Genomic DNA, 19,738 nt, shown 5'->3' with positions numbered 1-19,738 from the left:
ATTAAACAAAAAGAAGCACCGCTCTTCACGATGCTTCTCTTCTGAATTACGCTTCTAGTTTGACTGGTTTTTTCAAAATACCCAGTAAAATCGCTGTTACAACGGCACCGATTAAGATGCTGATGATATAAAGAACTGGATGATTTGTTACCCAGAAAACGAATAGTCCGCCGTGCGGCGCAGGAAGCGTGACTCTAAAGAATTCAGTTAATCCGCCAGCTACGGCTGCTCCAATGACAGCTGAAGGAATTACGCGCAGAGGGTCAGCCGCTGCAAATGGGATGGCCCCTTCAGTGATGAAGGCAGCTCCCATGAAGTAGCATGTAATCCCTGCTTCTCGATCACGTTTTGAGAATTTATTTCTAAAGATTGTTGTAGCAAGTGCAATACCTAATGGTGGTACCATTCCGCCTGCCATAATGGCAGCATGCGGTGCATAGTTTCCAGCAGCAATCATCGCAAGACCGAATGTGTAAGCCGCTTTGTTAATTGGGCCTCCCATATCAATCGCCATCATACCTGCCAAAATAATGCCCATTAAGACAAGGTTTCCAGTACCTAAAGTTTCAAGCCAGTGAGTTAATCCATCCATCACCATTTTTACCGGTGTGTTAACAATGTAATGCATGATAATGCCTGTGAAGAAAATACCGAACAATGGATACAGCAGAACCGGTTTAATCCCGTCGAGTGACTGCGGTACGAATGTGAATACCTTTTTCAATAGAACAACGATGTAACCAGCAAGGAAACCGGCAATGAGTCCGCCTAAGAATCCTGCACCTGCTGCCGACGCCATAAATCCACCGACCATACCTGGCGCAAAACCTGGACGATCTGCAATACTCATTGCAATAAATCCGGCTAAAACAGCAACGATTAAGGCAAGCGCATTATCTCCGCCAATTCCTTTTAATACAGCTGCAAATGAATTAAATGAAGGGTCCTTAGGATCTGCTGAGTTAATTCCCCAGAAGAATGAGATCGCAACAAGGATACCGCCCCCGACAACAAATGGAAGCATGTTGCTTACACCACTCATTAAGTGCTTGTAAAAACCACTTCTTCCCTTACCAGATGACTCATTTTCGTCTTTGGAAGAACTGCCGCCTGAGCCTTTATAGATCGGCGCATCTTGATTGACTGCTTTTTCAATCAATTCCTGAGGACGACGGATTCCAGCTGTCACAGGTACTTCAATGACATGTTTGCCTTTAAAGCGTTCCATTTCAACTTGCTTGTCCGCTGCCACAATGATGGCTGGTGCTTCTTCGATTTCTTTTGCCGTAAGGGCATGTTTAATACCGCCAGAGCCGTTTGTTTCGACTTTAATGTCAACGCCCATTTCTTTTGCTTTTTCTTTCAAAGCATCTGCTGCCATAAATGTATGCGCAATGCCTGTTGGACAAGCTGTTACCGCTAAAATCTTAGCTGGTTTTCCTGATGCAGCCGGCTCCTCTTGAACTTCCTCTTCTTCTTCATCGTCCTTGTCATGCGTATTGATGATATCGATGATTTCATCTTCAGTAGCCGCTTCAAGAAGCTGCTTTCGGATTTCTTCACGCATCAGAAGTGTTGATAAACGAGAAAGTGCTTCTAAGTGCGTGTTGTTTGCACCTTCAGTTGCTGCAATCATAAAGACAAGATGACTCGGCTGCGCGTCTAGTGATTCATAATCTACACCAGCTGTCGAGCGGCCGAATGCAATGGCAGGCTCTTTTACACTTGCTGTTTTAGCGTGAGGGATAGCAATTCCTTCGCCAATACCAGTAGAGCTCTGTTTTTCACGGTTGATCACTGCTTCTTTGTAGCCCTCTTTATCATTTAGCTTGCCTGCTGTATCTAAAACAGTGACTAGTTCTTCAATGACTGCTTCTTTCTGCTGGCTGTCTAATTGAAGCTTAATGGTATGCTTCGTGAGTAGTTCTGTAATTTTCATGATGACTCCTCCTTTAAATGCGTGTGACTTTTACTTGTGGTAATAGTGTGTCGACAAGCTCTTTTGTTCCAAGCTCCTCAGAAAATGCTGTAGCACTGCCTGATGTGACACCAAGCTTAAATGATTCTTCAATCGAAAGATCTTTCGAAATGCCGGCTAAAAATCCTGCAACAACTGAATCCCCTGCACCAACTGAATTAACAAGCGTACCCTTTGGAACATTGGACTGATAGATCCCTTCCTTACTGAATAAGAGAGCGCCATCTCCAGCCATTGATACGATGACATGTTCAGCACCTTGTTCTAACAGCTTCTTCCCATAAGGAATGGCTTCTTCCGCAGATGAGATGCTCGTCTCAAACATTTCACCTAGCTCATGATGGTTTGGCTTCATTAAGAACGGTTTCAAGCCTGCTGCTTTTTTTAGTGCTTCCCCGGAAATATCAAGAACAACTCTAACGCCTTGCTTTTCGCACACCTCAGCAATTCGTTCATACGTGTTATGAGGCAATGAAGAAGGAATGCTGCCAGCTAACACAACGACATCTCCTTCAGCCAATGAAGTGAATTGAGACAGAAACGACTCAAATTGCGCTTCGGTAATAGATGGACCCAGTCCGTTGATTTCGGTTTCTTCACCTGTTTTTAGTTTCACATTAATTCGTGTATCTTCTGACACCTCGTGAAAGGCTGTTTGTAATTGTTCGTTTTGTAAAAAGTCTTGAATATATTTGCCTGTAAATCCGCCTATGAATCCAAGTGCTTTTGATTCAACACCGTGACGTTTTAAAAGCCTTGAGACATTGATCCCTTTTCCACCTGGATATTTTTTGTCATAGGTTGAACGATTCAAACCGCCGACAGCGAAATCCTCCACGTGTACGATGTAATCAACTGATGGGTTTAAAGTAACTGTATAAATCATGTTTTCACTACCTTTATAACCGTTTTTTCATGGTAATTATCGAATGAATCCTCTTTTGCGTCGTTTGTGATAATGGTGGCTTCCTGTAAACTAGCAAAGGTTGAAAACGATATTTCGCCAAACTTAGAGGCATCTGATAAGATATAGGTTTTTTTCGCCTGCTTCATGGCTCTTTTTTTCATGAGCGCTTCCTCTGGATCAGGTGTTGTAAACCCCGCCTCGGGATGAATGCCGTTCGTCCCAACAAAGCTTTTGTCAAAACGGTAATTTTCCATCGCTGTCAAAGCTGCGGCTCCCACCATGGCTCCTGTTCGATGTTTCACTGATCCGCCTATCAGGTAAAAAGAAATGCCTTTTCTCATGAGTGCTTCAATGTGCATAACACCGTTTGTCACCACAACAATATCTTGATCTGGATCGATATATTCAATCATTTGCTGTGTGGTCGTACCAGCATCTAAATAAATACAATCGCCTTGTTTTAAAAGTGAAGCAGCCGCCTCTGCAACCAATGACTTTTCTTGAAGGTTTTTGGCAGATTTCTCAAATACATCTGGTTCAAGACGGATATTTGATATCTTGGCTGCTCCCCCATGGACTCTTTTAAGAAATCCTTTTTCTTCTAGGGCTGATAAATCTCTTCTAATTGTAGATTCAGACGCATCTGTCATAATCGTTAAGTCCTGTATTTTGATGACATCATTTTCTTCTAAACAGTCGATAATGAGTTGATGTCTTTCCGGTGTCAACATGAAAACACCCCCTTTTGAAAACGTATTCATTTCGCGCGCACCTTTATTGTAATCGCTTTTTTCAACATTATCAATACAAAACAACCAAATACATTCAATAACTATCAAAATCTTTCACCATGGTCATCTTACCTTTATATGTACCATTTGTAAACTGAAAAATATGTGACATTAAGATGAAAGTCATGATCTTAGCATTTCTATCATTTTTCATTTCATTCAACGGAACTAAAAAAAGCTTTTATGCGATGTGCATAAAAGCTTTTGATGGTGGATTACAGGCGAATTCACACTGTTTATATGCTTTTGTTCTTCTCTCCAAATTATTCATATCTAAGAGAATCAATCGGATCTAGTCTTGCTGCTTTATTCGCAGGAATTAACCCAAAAACAATCCCAATCAGCATACTAAACAGCACACCTCCACAGATGACTTGCCAAGATACTAAGGACGGCCAGCCGGCAAATAGTGATACTAGCGAGGCACCACCTAAGCCAAGTGCGATCCCCATCAACCCGCCGATCAGCGTTAAGACGACAGACTCAATTAAAAATTGAACGAGAATTTGAGCCCTTGTTGCTCCAATCGCTTTTCGGATACCAATTTCCCTTGTCCTCTCTGTCACAGAAACAAGCATGATATTCATCACTCCGATACCGCCGACAAGTAAAGAAATTCCAGCTATTGAGCCAATGATTGTTGTCATAACAGACGTTATTTGACCAATGCCTTCTGCGATTTCTTCCATATTGATCATTTCATAAGCATCTTCTGTATGATGATTTTCATTTAATAATGCAGCCGCATTCTTTCCTACTTCCTTCATTTGATCAGCCTGTGCGACTTGAATTGACAACTTATCATATTCATTGATACCAAATGTGGAGGTGAGCATAGCAAACGGGACATATATTTCGTTCATATCAAATGAAAACATCCCTTTCTGTTTGGCTAAAACACCGATGACTTCAACAGGCTGTCCGTTCATCCAAATCATTTCACCTAATGCCTTCTGTCCATTAAATAATTTTTTTTGTAAGCCTTCAGAGATGAGAGCAGCTCTTCTACCGCTTCTAAAGTCAATATCTCTTAAATTCTGTCCTTCTGCTATTTGTAATGAATGTACAGTCGTATACCCTTCATTTATACCGTTAACTGTCGCATCCACTGTCGTATCTTGAAATCTCAGCTGCATTCCTTGCGCAGTCGAAGAGGCAACCTGATTCACCCCATTGATTGTCTTAATGCTTTTTATGTCTTCCTCAGTAAATGTGGCGTCGAATAAAGCGTATGGATTTGCATTTAACTCTTCGTCAGAAGGCGTATATGTCATATCAATGGCATTGTTTGGACCTGAAATCGACCCTTTTAACATTTGCTCACCGCCTTGACCGATAGCCACGACCGCAATGACCGATCCAACACCAATAATAATCCCAAGCATCGTTAAAATAGAACGTAATTTATGAGCTAAAACAGAATTCATCGCTATTTTGATATTTTCAAAAAGTTTCATTCATAGCGTCCCCTTGTGTCAATCTATCTTCAACGAGCCGTCCATCTCTTACAACGACCGTCCGATTTGTATACGCAGCCATTTCTTCTTCATGGGTGACAAGCACAATCGTTGTCCCTTCCTCATTCAGCTTTGTAAACTGTTCCATGATTGAGAAGCTTGTTTTTGAGTCAAGAGCGCCTGTCGGTTCATCTGCTAAGATAAGCTGCGGCTTATTGACAATTGCACGTGCAATTGCCACTCTTTGCTTTTGCCCTCCCGACAACTCACTTGGCATATGTTTCATTCGGTCTGCCAAACCAACCTTTTCAAGTGCCATTTCTGCGCGTTCTTTTCTTTCCTTTTGACTGATACCAGCATAAATCATTGGAAGCTCAACATTACGCCTCGCATTTAGCCTCGGCAGCAGGTGAAATTGCTGAAAGACAAATCCAATGAATTGATTTCGAATCACTGCAAGTTCTTGATCCTTTGCTGCTGACAGCTCTCTTCCTTGAAAATGATATTGTCCTGTGGTTGGTCGGTCTAAACAGCCAATGATATTCATTAACGTCGATTTACCAGAGCCAGACGGACCCATAATGGACATATACTCGCCTTTTTCAATGACAAGATCGATCTCACTTAATACATCAAATGTTTCTTGGGCAACCTCATAGCTTTTTGTCACGTTTGAAAGCTGAATCATTCAGCATTCACTTCCATTCCGTCATACATGTCATCTGATGGATGAGAAATGATTTGATCCTCTGCCTTGACACCTTTTGTCACTTCAAGGTCATTACCTGACGTTTCCCCTAGCACCACTTTTACTTTTTTAAGTACATTCTTTTTGACTACATAAACGTATTGTCCATCATTCTCTTTTTTTACAGCTGATTCAGGAATCGTTTGGGCTTGACGCTTATCTGTTTCAATTTCCATGATCATTTTAAAGCCAGGTTTTGCCTCAGGCTTTTTCCCTTTTATTTCAATTTCAACAGGATATTGCACCGTTTGATCGCCTGAAGTTGTTTCGGATGCTGCCTGAGCAGGTACAGTTCCCACTTTTTTCACGACCCCTTGCCAGCTCTTTCCGCGAATGACATCGGACGTTACCTTTACTTTTTGTTTCTTTTTCACTTTTATGGCGTCATACTCTGAAATCAGACCTCGCACAATCATTTTTTTCTCATTGCCAATATGAATGATTGGCTTTCTCTCTTCCGGCTTTCCTGCCGCTTCTTCTTGCTCAATCGAAATCACTGTGCCGTCAATTTTACTATGTACGGTTAAATCTTCTATTTGTGCTTTTACTTTTTCTTGGCTGATCTCTACTTGTTTTTGTTCTAATTCAGCCGCTTTCAGCTCTAATTCAAGCTGGTCTCGCTCGTTTTTAGGATTGATGGCGGTGTCGCCTGCTTGTTTTTCATCTAATTCGCTCAGTCTATTTTGTAATTGTTCGCGTTTTAGCGTACTTGATTCAGCCGCAAGAGCTTGCTGCTGCTCTTCAAGCTCCAGCTCCCTATTTTCATATGTAAGAAGCGGCGTTCCAGCCTTTACCTTTTCTCCTTCTTTCACAGAAATCCCCTTCAAGTGTCCTTTTTCCTCTTCTGCATAAATGAACTGCTCTTCAGAGAATGAAAGTGTCCCTGGCGTCATTACCGTAGTGGTGATTTCTTTTTGCGCGGGTTTTACTGTTTTAATAGCTGCTGTCGAAGCAGGCTTTGATTGATTTTTCGCAATGTTAAAGCCAATAAATAGACCGATGACAATAATAAAAATGGATCCGATGATGATTTTCTTTCTCATAAAAACATTCTACCCCCTGCTTACTGATATGTTGATTGCGGTTCCTACATATTGAAGAATGAAAGAAATGACATAAAAGACTCCTATAATGATCCAAGATAATCTTGGAGATATATGACCGACTTTAATCAATAAAAAGCCTGTTAAAATAAGATTCCAGATCACAAATAGATCGATATTAGCAAGCACACCGTGCCATGGACCAGAAGTTTGAATGAATGCATTTAATGAGGTTATTGTGATGTTTTTTGGCACATGGAACAGGATGACGGACAGATGAGAAATAATCGTACCAATGATCGTAACTGGTGTAATAAACAGGACCGCTGAAAACAGCTGCTGAAACGATGCATCACCCTTTGCTAAAAATACGATGAACTTATATATAGCAGCATTGATCACAAGCCCGAGAATTAGACCAATTAGCGTCACCACATAAACGACCGATACCGGCAAGCTTAAATCTGCCCACATTCCTTCATTCACCTGCTCTGACAAATAAGTCACAATGACTGTCAAAAGAAGCACACAGGATAAAGGCCACCAAACAACCGGGTTTCCCCATACTCGTTTCAGGTGCTCTGAAGGTCTTGTGCTCACTCCAATGATCGTAGGCTTTTGCATATTTTCTTTCATCAAATGTCATCCTCTCTATGTCATGCAAGTATGCAAACGCACATGTTCTCTCTTGTTCTTTCTATTTTATCAAAAGATTGCCAATAAGTGATGAATGATTTGATTTTCTTATTTTCATTGATGAAAAAATTTATCTATTATTCTATTATCACGAATGACATCCTCCAAATGACACCATGACCAGACCATATTCATATCAAAAAATAGAGGTTTTACTGACCTAAAAACATTTTATCAAAAAACCACATGTCTTTCGGAATAAATATCCTTTTCCTTTGGATTCGTATGGTCTTAGTGAGACACATCAATTTTTTGTTAAAATAATCCTAGTAATTTCGACAAATCCCGGCTTTATAGGACTATGATTGATTTCTTTTATAGAACAAATAAGCCTTTAGTATCAATACTTTCATATTAAAAAATGAAAAACATAAGGATTTTACTTGATCAAAAGTTATTTTTTCATATAATGTAAAATAGAGGTAGGTTAAATGATAGTGGAAATGGAGTCAAGTGAATGTTAAGAGAAAAATTGAAAACGCAATTGATTTTACTTTATGAAAAGGAACAAGAAGCATGGCAATACTTTCGAAAGGAAAGAGAACTGATTTATCATGAGCTCAAATTACTTGATATGAAAGAAAGCAGACCCTCTAATGACAAAATATACTACGCTGCTAGATGTGTAGATATTATTAAAGAGAAAAAGGGAGGCATTGTGAGCACAAAAGAATTAAAAGAACAGCTTCAAGCCCAGACAGATTTCAATGTGAGACGAATTAGCGAATTGTATGATCTGATCCAGCAGCTCGATCCTCACATTTCTAAAGCACGAAGGGGATGTTTTATTTACGAAGATCACACCCAAATACCTCTACAATCTTTTCACACATAAAAAATTGGTTACAGCCGCTGGCCATAACCAAATCCTCTAATATCTATTATCCACCGCTTACAGGAGGAATGAATGCAACAGTGTCCCCGCTACGCACTTCAGCGTTTTCCCTCGTATATAGTTCGTTGACTGCAACCATCACGTTTTGTGCAGCATCAACACCATATACCTCCTGTAATTCTAATTTAATCTCATCAACCGTTGTTTGATCTTTTTGAATGATGATTTGTTGTTTACCGGCCTTCTCAGCAAGGCCGGCGAACAATAATACACTAATCAAGCTGATCACCTTCTTTCTTTGCAAGTTGAAGATCGCTAGGTTTCCCCTCTGGATATGAAACCTTTTCAAGCTGATCACCTATCCAGGCTTCCCCGTCTTCCCAATATTCTTTTTTCCAAATCGGAACGATTTCCTTAATTCGCTCAATGGCATATTCATTCGCTTCGTATGCAGCCTTCCTATGAGGAGATGAAACGGCTATCGCAACAGCAATATCCGTTATATCAAGTGTCCCGATCTTGTGCACAATGGCTGCTTCAGTATTAGGCCACCGTTTCTTGATTTCTTGTCCAATTTGACTTAGCATGCTTTCGGCCATTGGTATGTATGCTTCATAAGTTAAACGCAGGGTTTTCTTGCCGTTTGTCCACTCTCTGACCGTCCCGATAAACGTCGTAATGGCCCCTGCCTCTCGCCTTGTCACATGCTGAATCAATTCGTTCACATCAATCGGCGTTTTTGTTATTTTAAAAAGTTCACTCAAATAGAGCCGCCTCCCTTCAATAAGTTATAACAAAATGTGTTCGCACCTTTTTCAAAGGCTGAAAACACAGGAAATGAGTAATTTTCGGTTAATTGAAACTCTTGAGACAAATAAATAGCTGCTTGAATATTGGAAAGAGTTGAAAGATCAATGAGCTCCTCTTCATTCTTCACACAAACGATTTTACGATAAGGTGCCTGTTTATACCCTTCTATCAGGACAGCGTCTAATGGAAGATGCTGACACATGTTGAGCAGCTGCTCTAACGTGATGTGCTGCATTGAAAAGTGAAATTCACCCTCCCCTTCCACGCCAGCGGCAAATGCACCTGCCCCGACATATCGATCGGTGTCTTTTTCTTTCAAAAGACGATCTGGTTTCCCGCCATGTCCATGGTGTTTGAAGCAGCCTAACTTCAGCCCGTCAAGTACAGCCAGCTGACAGAGCTTTTCAATCAACCTCGTCTTGCCGCTGTTTTGATAACCGACCACCTGTAATATGCTTAATGTGTCATCCAGCATGGAGAACCTCCGCCTTCTTGCTGAAACAGCAGAACATGGACCTGATCACCGGCCTTAAAACCTCTTGTTCCTCCGGGCAGCACGATAAAACAGTTAGCATCTGCAATAGAGGTCACTGCACTTGATTTATCAAGACCTGTTGGGGTGACACTGAGCTGACTGCCCGTGAATTGAAGTGCCGCTCTGACAAATCGAGTGAACGGATTGGCTTTGGGGAAATCGTGTGTCAGCTTCGCCTCAGCAAAATCGGGGAACGGCTGTTTCTTCAAAGACCATTGATAGATGATCGGTTTCACAAATAATTCAAAGCCAACAAAACAGGCAGCAGGATTTCCTGACAGCCCAAACAGCAGTTGACCATTTGGCATTGCAGCAACCGTCGTCACACTTCCGGGTCTCATCGCCACTTTATTAAACAGCACTTCAGCTCCCAGCTTTTTATAAATCGCAGGGAGAAAGTCAAAATCACCTACTGACACACCGCCTGTTGTGATCAGGAAATCTACCTTGCTTAAGGCTGCTTTGACTGCATGATAGCTTTTGTCAAAATCATCGGACACACCGCCTAAATCAAGCGGCTCTCCCCCGGTCTCAAGTACCTGGGCATAAACCATACTAAGATTACTGTTTCTAATCTTACCGTCCACCATCGCATCACTCACTTGAAGAAGCTCTGTACCTGTTGAGATGATGCCGATCACTGGCTTTTTGACAACTGGCACTACTGCATATCCAAATGTCGCCAATAGAGCCGTAACGCCCGGAGTTACTTTGGTTCCTTTTTTGACCATCACATTCCCTTCAAGTACCTCTTCTCCTTGACGAGAAATATTGTCCCCTTTTTGCAGCGGTCTTTTAAGTGACATGTATGATTTGCCGTCTTTTTCGAAGGTCTTAGTCAGCTCAAGCATGATGACGACATTTGCTCCATCCGGGATTTTTGCTCCTGTCATGATACGGATGGCTTGAAAGGGACCGATGGTTTTTGCTGAGACCATTCCTGCACCAATATGGTCAATGACCTCAAATTCAACCCGATGCTCGCTTGACGCTTCTTTTGTATCTTCTGCCCGAAGTGCAAAACCATCATACGGGGAACGATCAAATGCAGGAACATCGTGATCTGCCAAAATATCTTCTGCAATGAACCTTTCAAGGCTATTTTTTAAAGGCACCCATTCTGCTTCTCCATGCTTTTCATATTGATGGACTTTCTGAATGGCTTCTTCTACTGAAATTGGCTGACGTCTTTCCATCACACTTCACTCCTATATCCCTAGCAGTCTTGCTAGTAATGAATTGGCTGCTTTTTCATCATTCGTCCCATGGATTAATGCACGTCCACCTTTGAAAAAGACAATACGATAAGATTCATAGCGGACATGGATTAAAAAGTCATTTACTTCCACCTCACAAATAGATGACAGCCGCTCTTTCACATGCTGAAATGATAGATTTGCTAAATCCTTAGATACAACTTGTACTGTATCCCGCCCGCAAAGGATCGTCGTTTTTTTACGCTGCTCGTGTAAATAAGGATAGGTTCTTTCTTCCCCGCAAGATGGACAGTCCTTCTGCTTAGTACGAGACAAATCCATTTTAAACGATGTGGCCTGCCAAAGATCAAATGTGACAAATTTCCGCTCGATTTGTTCTTCATATCCTGTTAAATATTTTAGCGCCTCTGTTTGCTGATAAGCTGAAACCATTTGAACTGCTGGAGAAATAATCCCCGCTGTATCACACGTCAAGCCGCCAACAGGCAGTTCTGTAAAGACACACGATAAACACGGCGTTTTATCCGGCAAAATGGTCATATACATCCCCTGACTGCTCACACAAGCGCCATATATCCACGGCGTCTTCGTTTCCTGCGATAAATCATTCATCACCATTCTCGTCTCAAAATTATCCGTCGCATCAATGACAATATGTACGCTCTGAAATAACGGCCTTAACAGCTCGACCCCTGCATCTTCAATCAGGGCGTGTATGGTCACTTCATGATTGATCTCTTGAAGACGTTTTTTTGCCGCAGCTGCTTTTGGCACATGTGCCTTTGCATCTTGTTCTGTGTACAGCTGCTGCCGCTGTAAATTTGAAAACTCTACATAATCACGATCAACAATCGTCAACGTGCCGATCCCAGACCGGACAAGCCCTTCCGCAGAGGCAGTTCCAAGTGCACCGGCTCCAACGATCAGAACATGACTGTCAGCAAGCGCACGCTGACCCTTTTCCCCAACCGGAGGGAACAAGATTTGTCTTGAATATCGGTCATTCAATGCTGTTCTCTCCTCACCATTTTTATGTATCATATCATACCGTTTTCAGGTAAATCGCTTCTTTTATTGATATTTCGAAATTCATTTGGTGTTACGTTCAGTTCCTCCTCTGGGACGATGCACACCTTAAGCCTTTGAAGTAACTCTTTGATGGCTAATTGATTCTCTTTTAAACACGCATCAATGGGCGGCAGACAGCGGCGGTGATAAAGCGCAAATAAAGGCTGTAATCTGCCCTGAACAAGCGGGATGATAGCATCTGCGTGCTCACTGCAATAGGACGATAATGCTTCGGCGGTCTCCCTCCGTATGAAAGGCATGTCACATGCCGTCACCAAATACCATGCTGCTTCTTTCTTTTGCATCGCCGTATACATGCCGGCAAGCGGCCCGCATCCGCGCACCTGTTCATCATCTAACCACACACTTCGTTCACCTCTTTCTTTAAAAAAGGACAGAAGTGATGGATGACTGATGATCACTGTCTGTCCTTTTAAAAGCTGCGTTTTCACATGCTCATATAGTGGTTTCCCTTGATACGTATAACTTGCCTTTGGCTCTCCAAAACGTCTGGAAGCTCCTCCAGCTAAAATGACATTTACTACGTCCATCCGCTCACCCTCCTTTGATATGGTTGTTCTAATCGCACTCATCTCGCATACTTTATTGGTAACATGAATAAGGAGGGTCTATCGATGAACAAGCGCCATGCTTCTCCCCTATTCCATGACCTATCTCAAGAGAATTTATACTTAAAAGCGGAAACAGCCAAATATCAACAAATGATCTCAGATTTACAATCCTCATATACGTATGCTAAAAATAAGAAGTTAACTCAAGAATATCACGAGATGAAAAAGGATTACACGCAATTAAAACAACAATTGGATGAAATGACCATTGATCAAGACGATGCAGCCTCAAAAATACAGGATCTCTCCTCAAGCAAATCTGAATTATTACATAAAATAGTCTTTCTTCATGAAATGCTCCAAAGGGAAACCTTTCATAGAAGGAAAGAAACGGAAGAAAAACACCGGATGCATTTAAAAGTAGTCAAATATAAAGAAATCTCTCACCAATTAAATGAACGGATGCAGGATCAAGATAAACAGCTTGCAAAAGAGGAGAAAAAAGGAAATACTTTATCCGCTGTGATTGAGAAACTGCAGCAAACATTAGGTGATAAAAACGCAGAGCTCAATCTATTACAGGAAGGCGTTAGACACCTGCAGGAGCGTTTTTATGAAACACAAGAGAAATTACTGCAAATCGAAAAAGCAAAGGAAGCGATTTTTTATGAAACGCTCACAAGCTATCAAAAGCAGTTAGCAGAAAGTGAGGAATGGATCGCATCTCATTTTGCTGATATTGACCAGTCAGCTCAAACAAATTCACAGCCATTCTCTCGAGACAGCTTCCTGCAAACAACGGAAGAAATCGAACCCATCTTGAAAAAACTGAACGAACAAGTTCAAATACTCCAAGCACAAGTCGATGCGGTGCAGCGAAATGGAGAGGTCATGACAGTGAAGATCGATGGCTTCAAAAAACAGCGTGATCACCTGTCAAAGGAACGAAAAATTGTCTATACAGTTGATCAAAAAAAGTAATTCTCGCAATAAAAAAACTGCTGGCGTAAAACCCAGCAGTTTCTTTTTATTTATTCGTCTTCTGTTTGAATGTCGCCTTCTAAAATATACTGTCCGCGATATGGCTTTTTCACTTCAGGATACATTTTAATTAAGCTTTGCATAAACGTTGTCATATTTGGAATTTCAAGACCGCTCTCTTTTTCAATCTCTTTTTGAAGCTCAGAGCTTTTAATCGCCGCATTATGACGCTTTAACGTTTTAATCGCAGCTTCACGAAGCTTAGCTGCCTTTGAACCAGGGCGGGCTGTGCCTCTTCTGCGTCTTGTAGATCCTTCGGGAATACCTACAGGTGCACCGTTTAGCTGTCCTGTTCCTAAAGATGATGCTGGATTTGATTGTGATTGTGCCGGCGGCTGATAGCTTCTCATTTCTTGTGCAGCTAGTTCAGCTAATACAGGCAGTGAATCCGTCTTTCTCTCTGTACGCACTTCTTTTTTTGTATCTGACACTAGACCTGTTCCTTGACGGTCTAATTCTCTTAATTTTGCATAAATGGCATCTCGCTCAATTTGATATTCACGGATGACCTTTACTTCTGCTTCGTTTAATTGTTCCAATCGTAATCGTAACGCTTCCCTCTCATTAAACAATGGATTTCCCCCTCATCATATAAAAAATATTCTATAGTAAATATTAGATTAGAAAACTAATTTTATCAACTATTTTTTTATCATTTTACAATTTGCTATCAGATAGGTATTTTCAACTAAAATTTTGCCAAAGTGGAACAATCGGCATCCATTTCATTGCCACTAAAGGCTTTTGACAAACTTTAAAATATTGTAAAAAATTTGAATAAACACTTATACTACTTGATTTACATCGTGATTTACCAAACTGAAATTTCTTTTGTGCAAAAACGTTCTGAATAGTAAAAAGTTAAAATCTTTACATTTTCATTTCAAAACAAAAATGTAAATAGGTCGTAATACCTTTTTGTTTCAGGAATTTTTTTTAATAAACTCCCTCAATTTCTCTTTTCTTAGGTAAGACACGTACATAAAAAGTCCATTCCGTGCAATAGGTCGCCTATTTTTGTCCATAAAAAAACCCCCATTTATGGGGGAAAGCCTATTCTGCAGCCTTTTCAGACTCAGAAAGCACTCGATTGACACGTTTCTCAAGCATTTTCATTCCGCTTCCGCCCGCTTGGAAGTGGCGTAGAGCACCTGTTTTATCAAATACATAATATGCTGGTACATATTCATTTTCAAAGGCTTCTGTTAATTTATGATCACTGTCTACAAAAATCGGCTGCGTGATTTCATGCTCTTTCGCAACTTCTTTGATTTTATCTAGATCTAGGTCATCCTCTGAACGTGGCATGTGAACTGCTACAACGTTTAGTTGATCCTTGTATTCATCACGGAATTGATTGACTTGAGGCATTGCCTCTTTACAAAGATGACAGCTGACTGACCAGAAGTGAATCAATGTTGGTTTGTCACCAATCAGATCTTCTTTTGTTACTTCTCCATTTAACCATTCTTTTGCACCAGTTAGTTCTGGCATTGGTTGACGTAATTTCATTATGAAGCGCCTCCATCCATTGTATGTGTCGAAACAAAAAGGTCTAACATCAGTTAGACCCTCCTGTTTCTTCAGCTATCAATTAAAGTGTTTTTTGACCAGGCTTCCAGTTCGCTGGGCAAAGTCCACCAGTTTGTAATGCTTGAAGAACACGTAATGTCTCATCTACATCACGACCGATATTGTTGTGGAAAACTGTTTGATATTGAAGTTCGCCTTCTGGGTTGATAATGAATAGACCGCGAAGTGCAATACCTTCTTCTTCAATTAAAACGCCGTATTCTCTAGATACTGTGTGGTTTGTGTCAGCAGCTAGCGGATATTTCAATTCGCCTAGACCATTGTCTTTACGGTCTGTGTTGATCCAAGCAAGATGTGTATGGATTGTATCAGTAGATACACCAATGATTTCTGCATCTAAATCTTCGAACTCATCATAACGATCGCTCATTGCTGTAATTTCAGTTGGGCAAACAAATGTGAAATCCATCGGATAGAAGAAAAGAACTGTCCATTTGTCATTCTTCATGTTTTCCTCTAAACTCACTTTACCAAATTCCTTGTTAGCAAGTACTGCTTCCATTTCAAAACGTGGAGCTTGTTTTCCTACAAAACGCTCTGCCATATGTAAATCCCTCCAAAAAATAATATCTTTATACAGACTTCTAAGCTGTATATAAAATGAGAATCAAAAGTTGAAATTCTCATTTAGTTAATAACTTCACAATTACAATTATAATACTTAAGCGGTTTTTAGTCAATATTAATTAATAATAAATTTAATTAACGATTTGTCACAATCTCTTGCTCCACTTAACAAAAGTTTAACATGTCTTGCATAAGGGAACAAATGATTAGCTTCTCTATTAGAGCATACATAGAAAGGTTTTGAAGAATCATGAAAGTATTTGAACAAGTAGATTGGGTTTCCATTATCCTCAATAGCAGTATGATTTTGCTAAAACTCATCGCTATTTTTGCGATTTATATTATCATCAGAGCCATCGGAAATAAGATGATTAAGCGTGCCTATTCCACATTCTCTGAAAAGCATGACGTCTCTTTATCAAGAGCTCAGACGCTGCAAAGTCTCACGTTAAATATTTTCGCCTACATATTGATTTTTATTCTAGTGGTCATGATCCTCGACTTATTTCATTATAACCCGACCGCTTTGCTAGCTGGCGCAGGCGTTGTGGGGCTTGCGATTGGTTTTGGCGCTCAAGGACTAGTGAGTGATATAGTGACAGGATTCTTTATATTATTAGAGAAACAATTCGATGTGGGAGAATATATAACAGTTGCTGGCTTTGATGGGATCGTAGAACAAATTGGACTTAGAACCACGCAGCTTCGAAGCTTTGACGGCACCCTTCATTTTATCCCAAATCGAAGCATATTGAACGTGAGCAATCATTCAAGAGGGACTATGCAGGCACTCGTTGATATCGAGCTATCTCCAGAAGAGAATGTGGATCAAATGATCACAGCCCTTCAAGCTGCGTGTGATGAGGTACGGGAAGACATTCCTCAAATTATCGAAGGACCTCAAGTTGTCGGCGTGGAGGCGTTCGGATCCTCTTCCCTCGTACTGCGCATCATAGCTAAAACCGAAACAATGGAGCAATGGCGGGTAGAACGAATCTTGCGTAAAAAAATGAAAGAAGTACTCGATATAGAAAAAGAGCAAAAAGAACCGGGATTATAATCTACCGGTTCTTTTTCTTGTTTGTTTTATTGAACACGCTGTTCTACTTCTTGACAAATTTCATCAGCCGTCATACCTGACGCGGTAATCACAGATGCCTTTGTCGTTGTGTCTGAGATGCCAAGAACATTTGAATCTAGTCCTGTGACCACATAGCAGTCACACTGATCCATTTGCTGTTCATTTTGAATACGTACGACGTCATATCCTTTTTGCTTCAGTAGTTCTTCTACATCGGATAAAGATGGTTCTACACCAATTCTTGTCATAATCAAGAACACCTCCTGTTCATAAGGTGTACAGGAGGCAGCTTGATTATTCATTCCCCTGCTTGCTTTTTGAAATAAGCTGTCATAACGTTTACAGCTGTTTCAATCGCTTTTTCATCAGGCATGAGTTTTGCATGATGCAGGCCATACTCTGAATCGACCCCTAACCAAAACATGAATCCAGGGTATTTTTTCAGCATGTAGCCAAAGTCTTCTCCTGTCATAGCTTCTCTGCATTCAACCACATTCGCAAGCCCTTCTCCGGCAACATATGACATAAATTCCTCTGTCAGTTCCTTTGAATTATCCACTTCGTAATAAGATGAAGGGTATCGCACGGTTGCCTTGCATTCGTAGCCAATTTCAATCCCTTTTGCTAGTGCTTCAATTCGCTTTCTCACTTTTTCCATAGATTCTGGTGAAAGTGTACGAATGGTGCCATCAAGCTTCGCATGCTGCGCAATGATATTTTGAGCCGTTCCCCCGGTAATCGTGCCAACCGTAATGACCGCACTATCAAGAGGATCCACATTACGAGAAATAACCGATTGCAGCTGACCTACAAGTGCACTCGCAGCCACAACCATATCATTCGCTAAATGAGGGTAAGCAGCGTGCCCGCCTTTTCCTTCAAGATCAATCACAAGCTCACTCGTATTGGCAAAAAGCAGCCCTGGCTTTGTGGCTATCGTTCCGACAGGATATTCAGGTGCAATATGCAGTGCTGTAATAAAATCTGGCGTCCATTTTTTCAGCACATCACTTGTAAGCATCGGTTCAGCTCCGCCTGGACCTTCTTCTGCCGGCTGGAAAATAAATAATAGATCTTCTTTGATTGGCTCATGAACAAAATGATCAATGATCCCAAGTGCAATGGTCATATGAAGGTCATGTCCACACGCATGCATGTTCCCTTCATGTATAGACTGAAATGGATACCCTGTTTCCTCAGAAATAGACAGGCCGTCCATATCTGCACGATACGCAAATACGCGCTCAGGATTTGTTCCCTTTACTTTAACAAATAATCCAGTGCGCCATGTTTCCATCTCAACTCGATCTTTTGAATAAGCACCAAGATGCTTGATGAGATACGCTTGTGTTTTGAATTCCTTAAAACCAAGCTCAGGGATTTGATGTAAATCTCTTCGAATAGATATTAATTGCTCACGATTTAACAAGTGAACTCGCTTCCTTTCCTCTATACGAATAAGACGTGGATATATCATCCACGTCTATGTCTTCAGCTGCGAATTATGTGAATTAAAGCTGACGCAGTTCTTGTTTGATTTCTGTTTTACCTTTTGTTTTTTCATCAATGTCTTTGATTTTCTTTGCAGGTGTACCTGCTACAACTGTGTAAGGCTCCACATCGTTCACAACGATCGCACCAGCAGCTACGACTGCACCTTTACCAATTGTCACACCTTCTAGAACAACAGCGTTCGCACCGATGACAACATCATCTTCTACGACAACTGGTTTAGCAGACGGCGGCTCAATGACACCTGCAAGAACAGATCCAGCACCGATATGACAGTTCTTACCTACTGTCGCACGGCCGCCAAGCACCACGTTCATGTCAATCATCGTACCTTCGCCGATCACAGAACCGATATTAATAGAAGCCCCCATCATGATGACTGCATTATCACCGATTTCAACTTGGTCACGAATGATAGCACCTGGCTCAATACGTGCTTTAATGTTCCTTAAATCTAACATCGGGATTGCAGAGTTTCGGCGGTCATTTTCCACGACAACATCTTCAATTTTGTCTTTGTTCGTTTCTAGCGCTTCTTGAATTTCGCTCCACTCACCAAACACAACACCAGTGTTTCCAGTGATAAACGTTTTTGCATGTTCACCAAATTTAATACCTTCTAAATCACCTTTGATGTAGACTTTGACAGGTGTTGATTTTGTACTATTTTGAATAAATGAAATAATTTCATTAGCGTCCATTTGTTTCATGTATGTATGTCCTCCTCTTAATTTATACTTCATTACTGTACCAAAGGAGAGTTTTAATGACAAGTGAAAGAGTTGACTCTTCAATGGAAAATAAAACAAGCGGGACCGATTACCCTGCTTCCTGCTGGTGAAGATGAACAAATTGCTTGCCAAAAGAAATCAATTTCTCTTCTTCTTCTCCTTCTGGATTCAGCTCAATCTTGACTGATGGCAGGACAATGTCACCGCCAAGTTCCTTCACTTTTTCTTCGATTAGGTCAACAGCTCCGCAAAAATGCTCATAAGACGTATCCCCGGAACCGAATACAGCAAATGCTTTTCCCGTTAAATCAAGCTCTTCCATTTCTTCATATAAATCAATAAAATCATCAGGAAGGTCACCATCTCCCCATGTATACGCACCTAACATAATGTGTGTGTAATCATTGAGAAGCTCTGCATCAATATCCATCGCTTCATGCCGGTCCACGCTAGCTCCTGCTTCTGTTATTCCTTTTTCAATTAAATCTGCCATCGCTTCTGTATTCCCAGACATCGTGGCATACACCAGTAAAACCTTTTCTGTCACTTTTTCTTC

The 19,738-nt window shown here is 41.0% G+C and carries 23 protein-coding genes; 3 read left to right on the top strand and 20 right to left on the bottom strand.

What is annotated here, in order from left to right:
* Positions 1-46: 46 nt before the first annotated feature.
* The 7 genes from C6W21_RS02485 to yknW form a co-directional block, all read right to left on the bottom strand.
* Positions 47-1,939 carry a PTS fructose transporter subunit IIABC gene (locus C6W21_RS02485; protein WP_106049194.1) on the bottom strand — a complete coding sequence of 631 codons (1,893 nt, stop codon included), beginning with the start codon at positions 1,937-1,939 and terminating at the stop codon, positions 47-49.
* Positions 1,940-1,952: 13 nt separating this feature from the next.
* Positions 1,953-2,864: a 1-phosphofructokinase gene (gene pfkB / locus C6W21_RS02480; protein WP_106049193.1), complete on the bottom strand. Its 912-nt coding sequence runs from the start codon at positions 2,862-2,864 to the stop codon at positions 1,953-1,955.
* Complete coding sequence (locus C6W21_RS02475) at positions 2,861-3,616, bottom strand: DeoR/GlpR family DNA-binding transcription regulator (protein WP_106049192.1); 756 nt, start codon at positions 3,614-3,616, stop codon at positions 2,861-2,863. Before C6W21_RS02475 ends, pfkB begins: the two co-directional genes overlap by 4 nt.
* Positions 3,617-3,939: 323 nt before the next feature.
* Positions 3,940-5,133: an ABC transporter permease gene (locus C6W21_RS02470; protein WP_106049191.1), complete on the bottom strand. Its 1,194-nt coding sequence runs from the start codon at positions 5,131-5,133 to the stop codon at positions 3,940-3,942.
* Complete coding sequence (locus tag C6W21_RS02465; RefSeq protein ID WP_106049190.1) at positions 5,120-5,821, bottom strand: ABC transporter ATP-binding protein; 702 nt, start codon at positions 5,819-5,821, stop codon at positions 5,120-5,122. The genes C6W21_RS02470 and C6W21_RS02465 overlap by 14 nt, the downstream gene beginning before the upstream one ends.
* A complete protein-coding gene (locus C6W21_RS02460) occupies positions 5,818-6,924 on the bottom strand; it encodes an efflux RND transporter periplasmic adaptor subunit (RefSeq protein WP_106049189.1) in 1,107 nt (368 codons plus the stop codon). Before C6W21_RS02460 ends, C6W21_RS02465 begins: the two co-directional genes overlap by 4 nt.
* A gap of 9 nt (positions 6,925-6,933) precedes the next feature.
* The gene (gene yknW / locus C6W21_RS02455; RefSeq protein ID WP_106049188.1) at positions 6,934-7,560 is read right to left on the bottom strand and encodes a YknW family membrane protein; all 627 of its coding nucleotides are present in this window, start codon (positions 7,558-7,560) and stop codon (positions 6,934-6,936) included.
* 517 nt (positions 7,561-8,077) lie between these two features.
* Here yknW and C6W21_RS02450 point away from each other — a divergent pair.
* Positions 8,078-8,455, top strand: a complete 378-nt coding sequence (locus tag C6W21_RS02450; RefSeq protein WP_106049187.1) for a Rok-like winged helix domain-containing protein — start codon at positions 8,078-8,080, stop codon at positions 8,453-8,455.
* A gap of 46 nt (positions 8,456-8,501) precedes the next feature.
* Here C6W21_RS02450 and moaD read toward each other — a convergent pair whose 3' ends face one another.
* Genes moaD through C6W21_RS02420 form a run of 6 tightly spaced genes read right to left on the bottom strand, consistent with a single transcriptional unit; the run spans position 8,502 to position 12,636 of the window.
* The gene (gene moaD, locus C6W21_RS02445; protein WP_060596152.1) at positions 8,502-8,735 is read right to left on the bottom strand and encodes a molybdopterin converting factor subunit 1; all 234 of its coding nucleotides are present in this window, start codon (positions 8,733-8,735) and stop codon (positions 8,502-8,504) included.
* A complete protein-coding gene (locus C6W21_RS02440) occupies positions 8,728-9,219 on the bottom strand; it encodes a molybdenum cofactor biosynthesis protein MoaE (RefSeq protein WP_106049186.1) in 492 nt (163 codons plus the stop codon). The genes moaD and C6W21_RS02440 overlap by 8 nt, the downstream gene beginning before the upstream one ends.
* Positions 9,216-9,740, bottom strand: coding sequence for a molybdopterin-guanine dinucleotide biosynthesis protein B (gene mobB / locus C6W21_RS02435; protein WP_106050190.1), 525 nt, complete (start codon positions 9,738-9,740; stop codon positions 9,216-9,218). The genes C6W21_RS02440 and mobB overlap by 4 nt, the downstream gene beginning before the upstream one ends.
* Positions 9,722-10,999: a molybdopterin molybdotransferase MoeA gene (locus C6W21_RS02430; protein ID WP_189318135.1), complete on the bottom strand. Its 1,278-nt coding sequence runs from the start codon at positions 10,997-10,999 to the stop codon at positions 9,722-9,724. Before C6W21_RS02430 ends, mobB begins: the two co-directional genes overlap by 19 nt.
* A 9-nt stretch (positions 11,000-11,008) precedes the next feature.
* On the bottom strand, positions 11,009-12,025 hold the full coding sequence (locus tag C6W21_RS02425; protein WP_106049184.1) for a thiazole biosynthesis adenylyltransferase ThiF: 1,017 nt from the start codon (positions 12,023-12,025) through the stop codon (positions 11,009-11,011).
* 29 nt (positions 12,026-12,054) lie between these two features.
* Positions 12,055-12,636 (bottom strand): molybdenum cofactor guanylyltransferase, encoded by a 582-nt coding sequence (locus C6W21_RS02420; RefSeq protein WP_106049183.1) that lies wholly within the window; start codon positions 12,634-12,636, stop codon positions 12,055-12,057.
* A gap of 84 nt (positions 12,637-12,720) precedes the next feature.
* Here C6W21_RS02420 and C6W21_RS02415 point away from each other — a divergent pair, with 84 nt between their 5' ends.
* The gene (locus C6W21_RS02415) at positions 12,721-13,638 is read left to right on the top strand and encodes a coiled-coil domain-containing protein (protein ID WP_106049182.1); all 918 of its coding nucleotides are present in this window, start codon (positions 12,721-12,723) and stop codon (positions 13,636-13,638) included.
* 50 nt (positions 13,639-13,688) lie between these two features.
* Here the strand turns inward: C6W21_RS02415 and rok are convergent, their stop codons facing one another.
* From rok to ahpA, 3 genes are all read right to left on the bottom strand, one after another.
* Entirely contained in the window at positions 13,689-14,270 is a 582-nt protein-coding gene (rok, locus tag C6W21_RS02410) for a transcriptional regulator Rok (protein WP_106049181.1), read from the bottom strand.
* Positions 14,271-14,751: 481 nt separating this feature from the next.
* On the bottom strand, positions 14,752-15,210 hold the full coding sequence (locus C6W21_RS02405; RefSeq protein WP_106049180.1) for a TlpA family protein disulfide reductase: 459 nt from the start codon (positions 15,208-15,210) through the stop codon (positions 14,752-14,754).
* Between the two features lie 82 nt (positions 15,211-15,292).
* A complete protein-coding gene (gene ahpA, locus C6W21_RS02400; RefSeq protein WP_003211758.1) occupies positions 15,293-15,835 on the bottom strand; it encodes a biofilm-specific peroxidase AhpA in 543 nt (180 codons plus the stop codon).
* A 273-nt stretch (positions 15,836-16,108) separates the two neighbouring features.
* Between ahpA and C6W21_RS02395 the strand changes: the two genes are divergently transcribed.
* Entirely contained in the window at positions 16,109-16,918 is an 810-nt protein-coding gene (locus C6W21_RS02395; RefSeq protein WP_106049179.1) for a mechanosensitive ion channel family protein, read from the top strand.
* Positions 16,919-16,944: 26 nt separating this feature from the next.
* On the opposite strand, the gene C6W21_RS02390 is transcribed toward C6W21_RS02395, so the two are convergent.
* The 4 genes from C6W21_RS02390 to C6W21_RS02375 form a co-directional block, all read right to left on the bottom strand.
* Positions 16,945-17,187, bottom strand: coding sequence for a YkuS family protein (locus C6W21_RS02390; protein ID WP_003211408.1), 243 nt, complete (start codon positions 17,185-17,187; stop codon positions 16,945-16,947).
* A 50-nt stretch (positions 17,188-17,237) separates the two neighbouring features.
* Positions 17,238-18,416: an N-acetyldiaminopimelate deacetylase gene (locus C6W21_RS02385; RefSeq protein ID WP_106049178.1), complete on the bottom strand. Its 1,179-nt coding sequence runs from the start codon at positions 18,414-18,416 to the stop codon at positions 17,238-17,240.
* Positions 18,417-18,450: 34 nt separating this feature from the next.
* Positions 18,451-19,161, bottom strand: coding sequence for a 2,3,4,5-tetrahydropyridine-2,6-dicarboxylate N-acetyltransferase (dapD, locus tag C6W21_RS02380; RefSeq protein WP_106049177.1), 711 nt, complete (start codon positions 19,159-19,161; stop codon positions 18,451-18,453).
* A 109-nt stretch (positions 19,162-19,270) separates the two neighbouring features.
* The gene (locus C6W21_RS02375) at positions 19,271-19,729 is read right to left on the bottom strand and encodes a flavodoxin (RefSeq protein ID WP_034662756.1); all 459 of its coding nucleotides are present in this window, start codon (positions 19,727-19,729) and stop codon (positions 19,271-19,273) included.
* Positions 19,730-19,738 lie beyond the last annotated feature (9 nt).

The sequence above is a fragment of the Bacillus sp. NMCN1 genome (assembly GCF_002998085.1).
Classification (GTDB): domain Bacteria; phylum Bacillota; class Bacilli; order Bacillales; family Bacillaceae; genus Bacillus.
The sequence above is the reverse complement of the archived record's forward strand: the minus strand, read 5'-3'. Positions and strand labels throughout refer to the sequence as shown.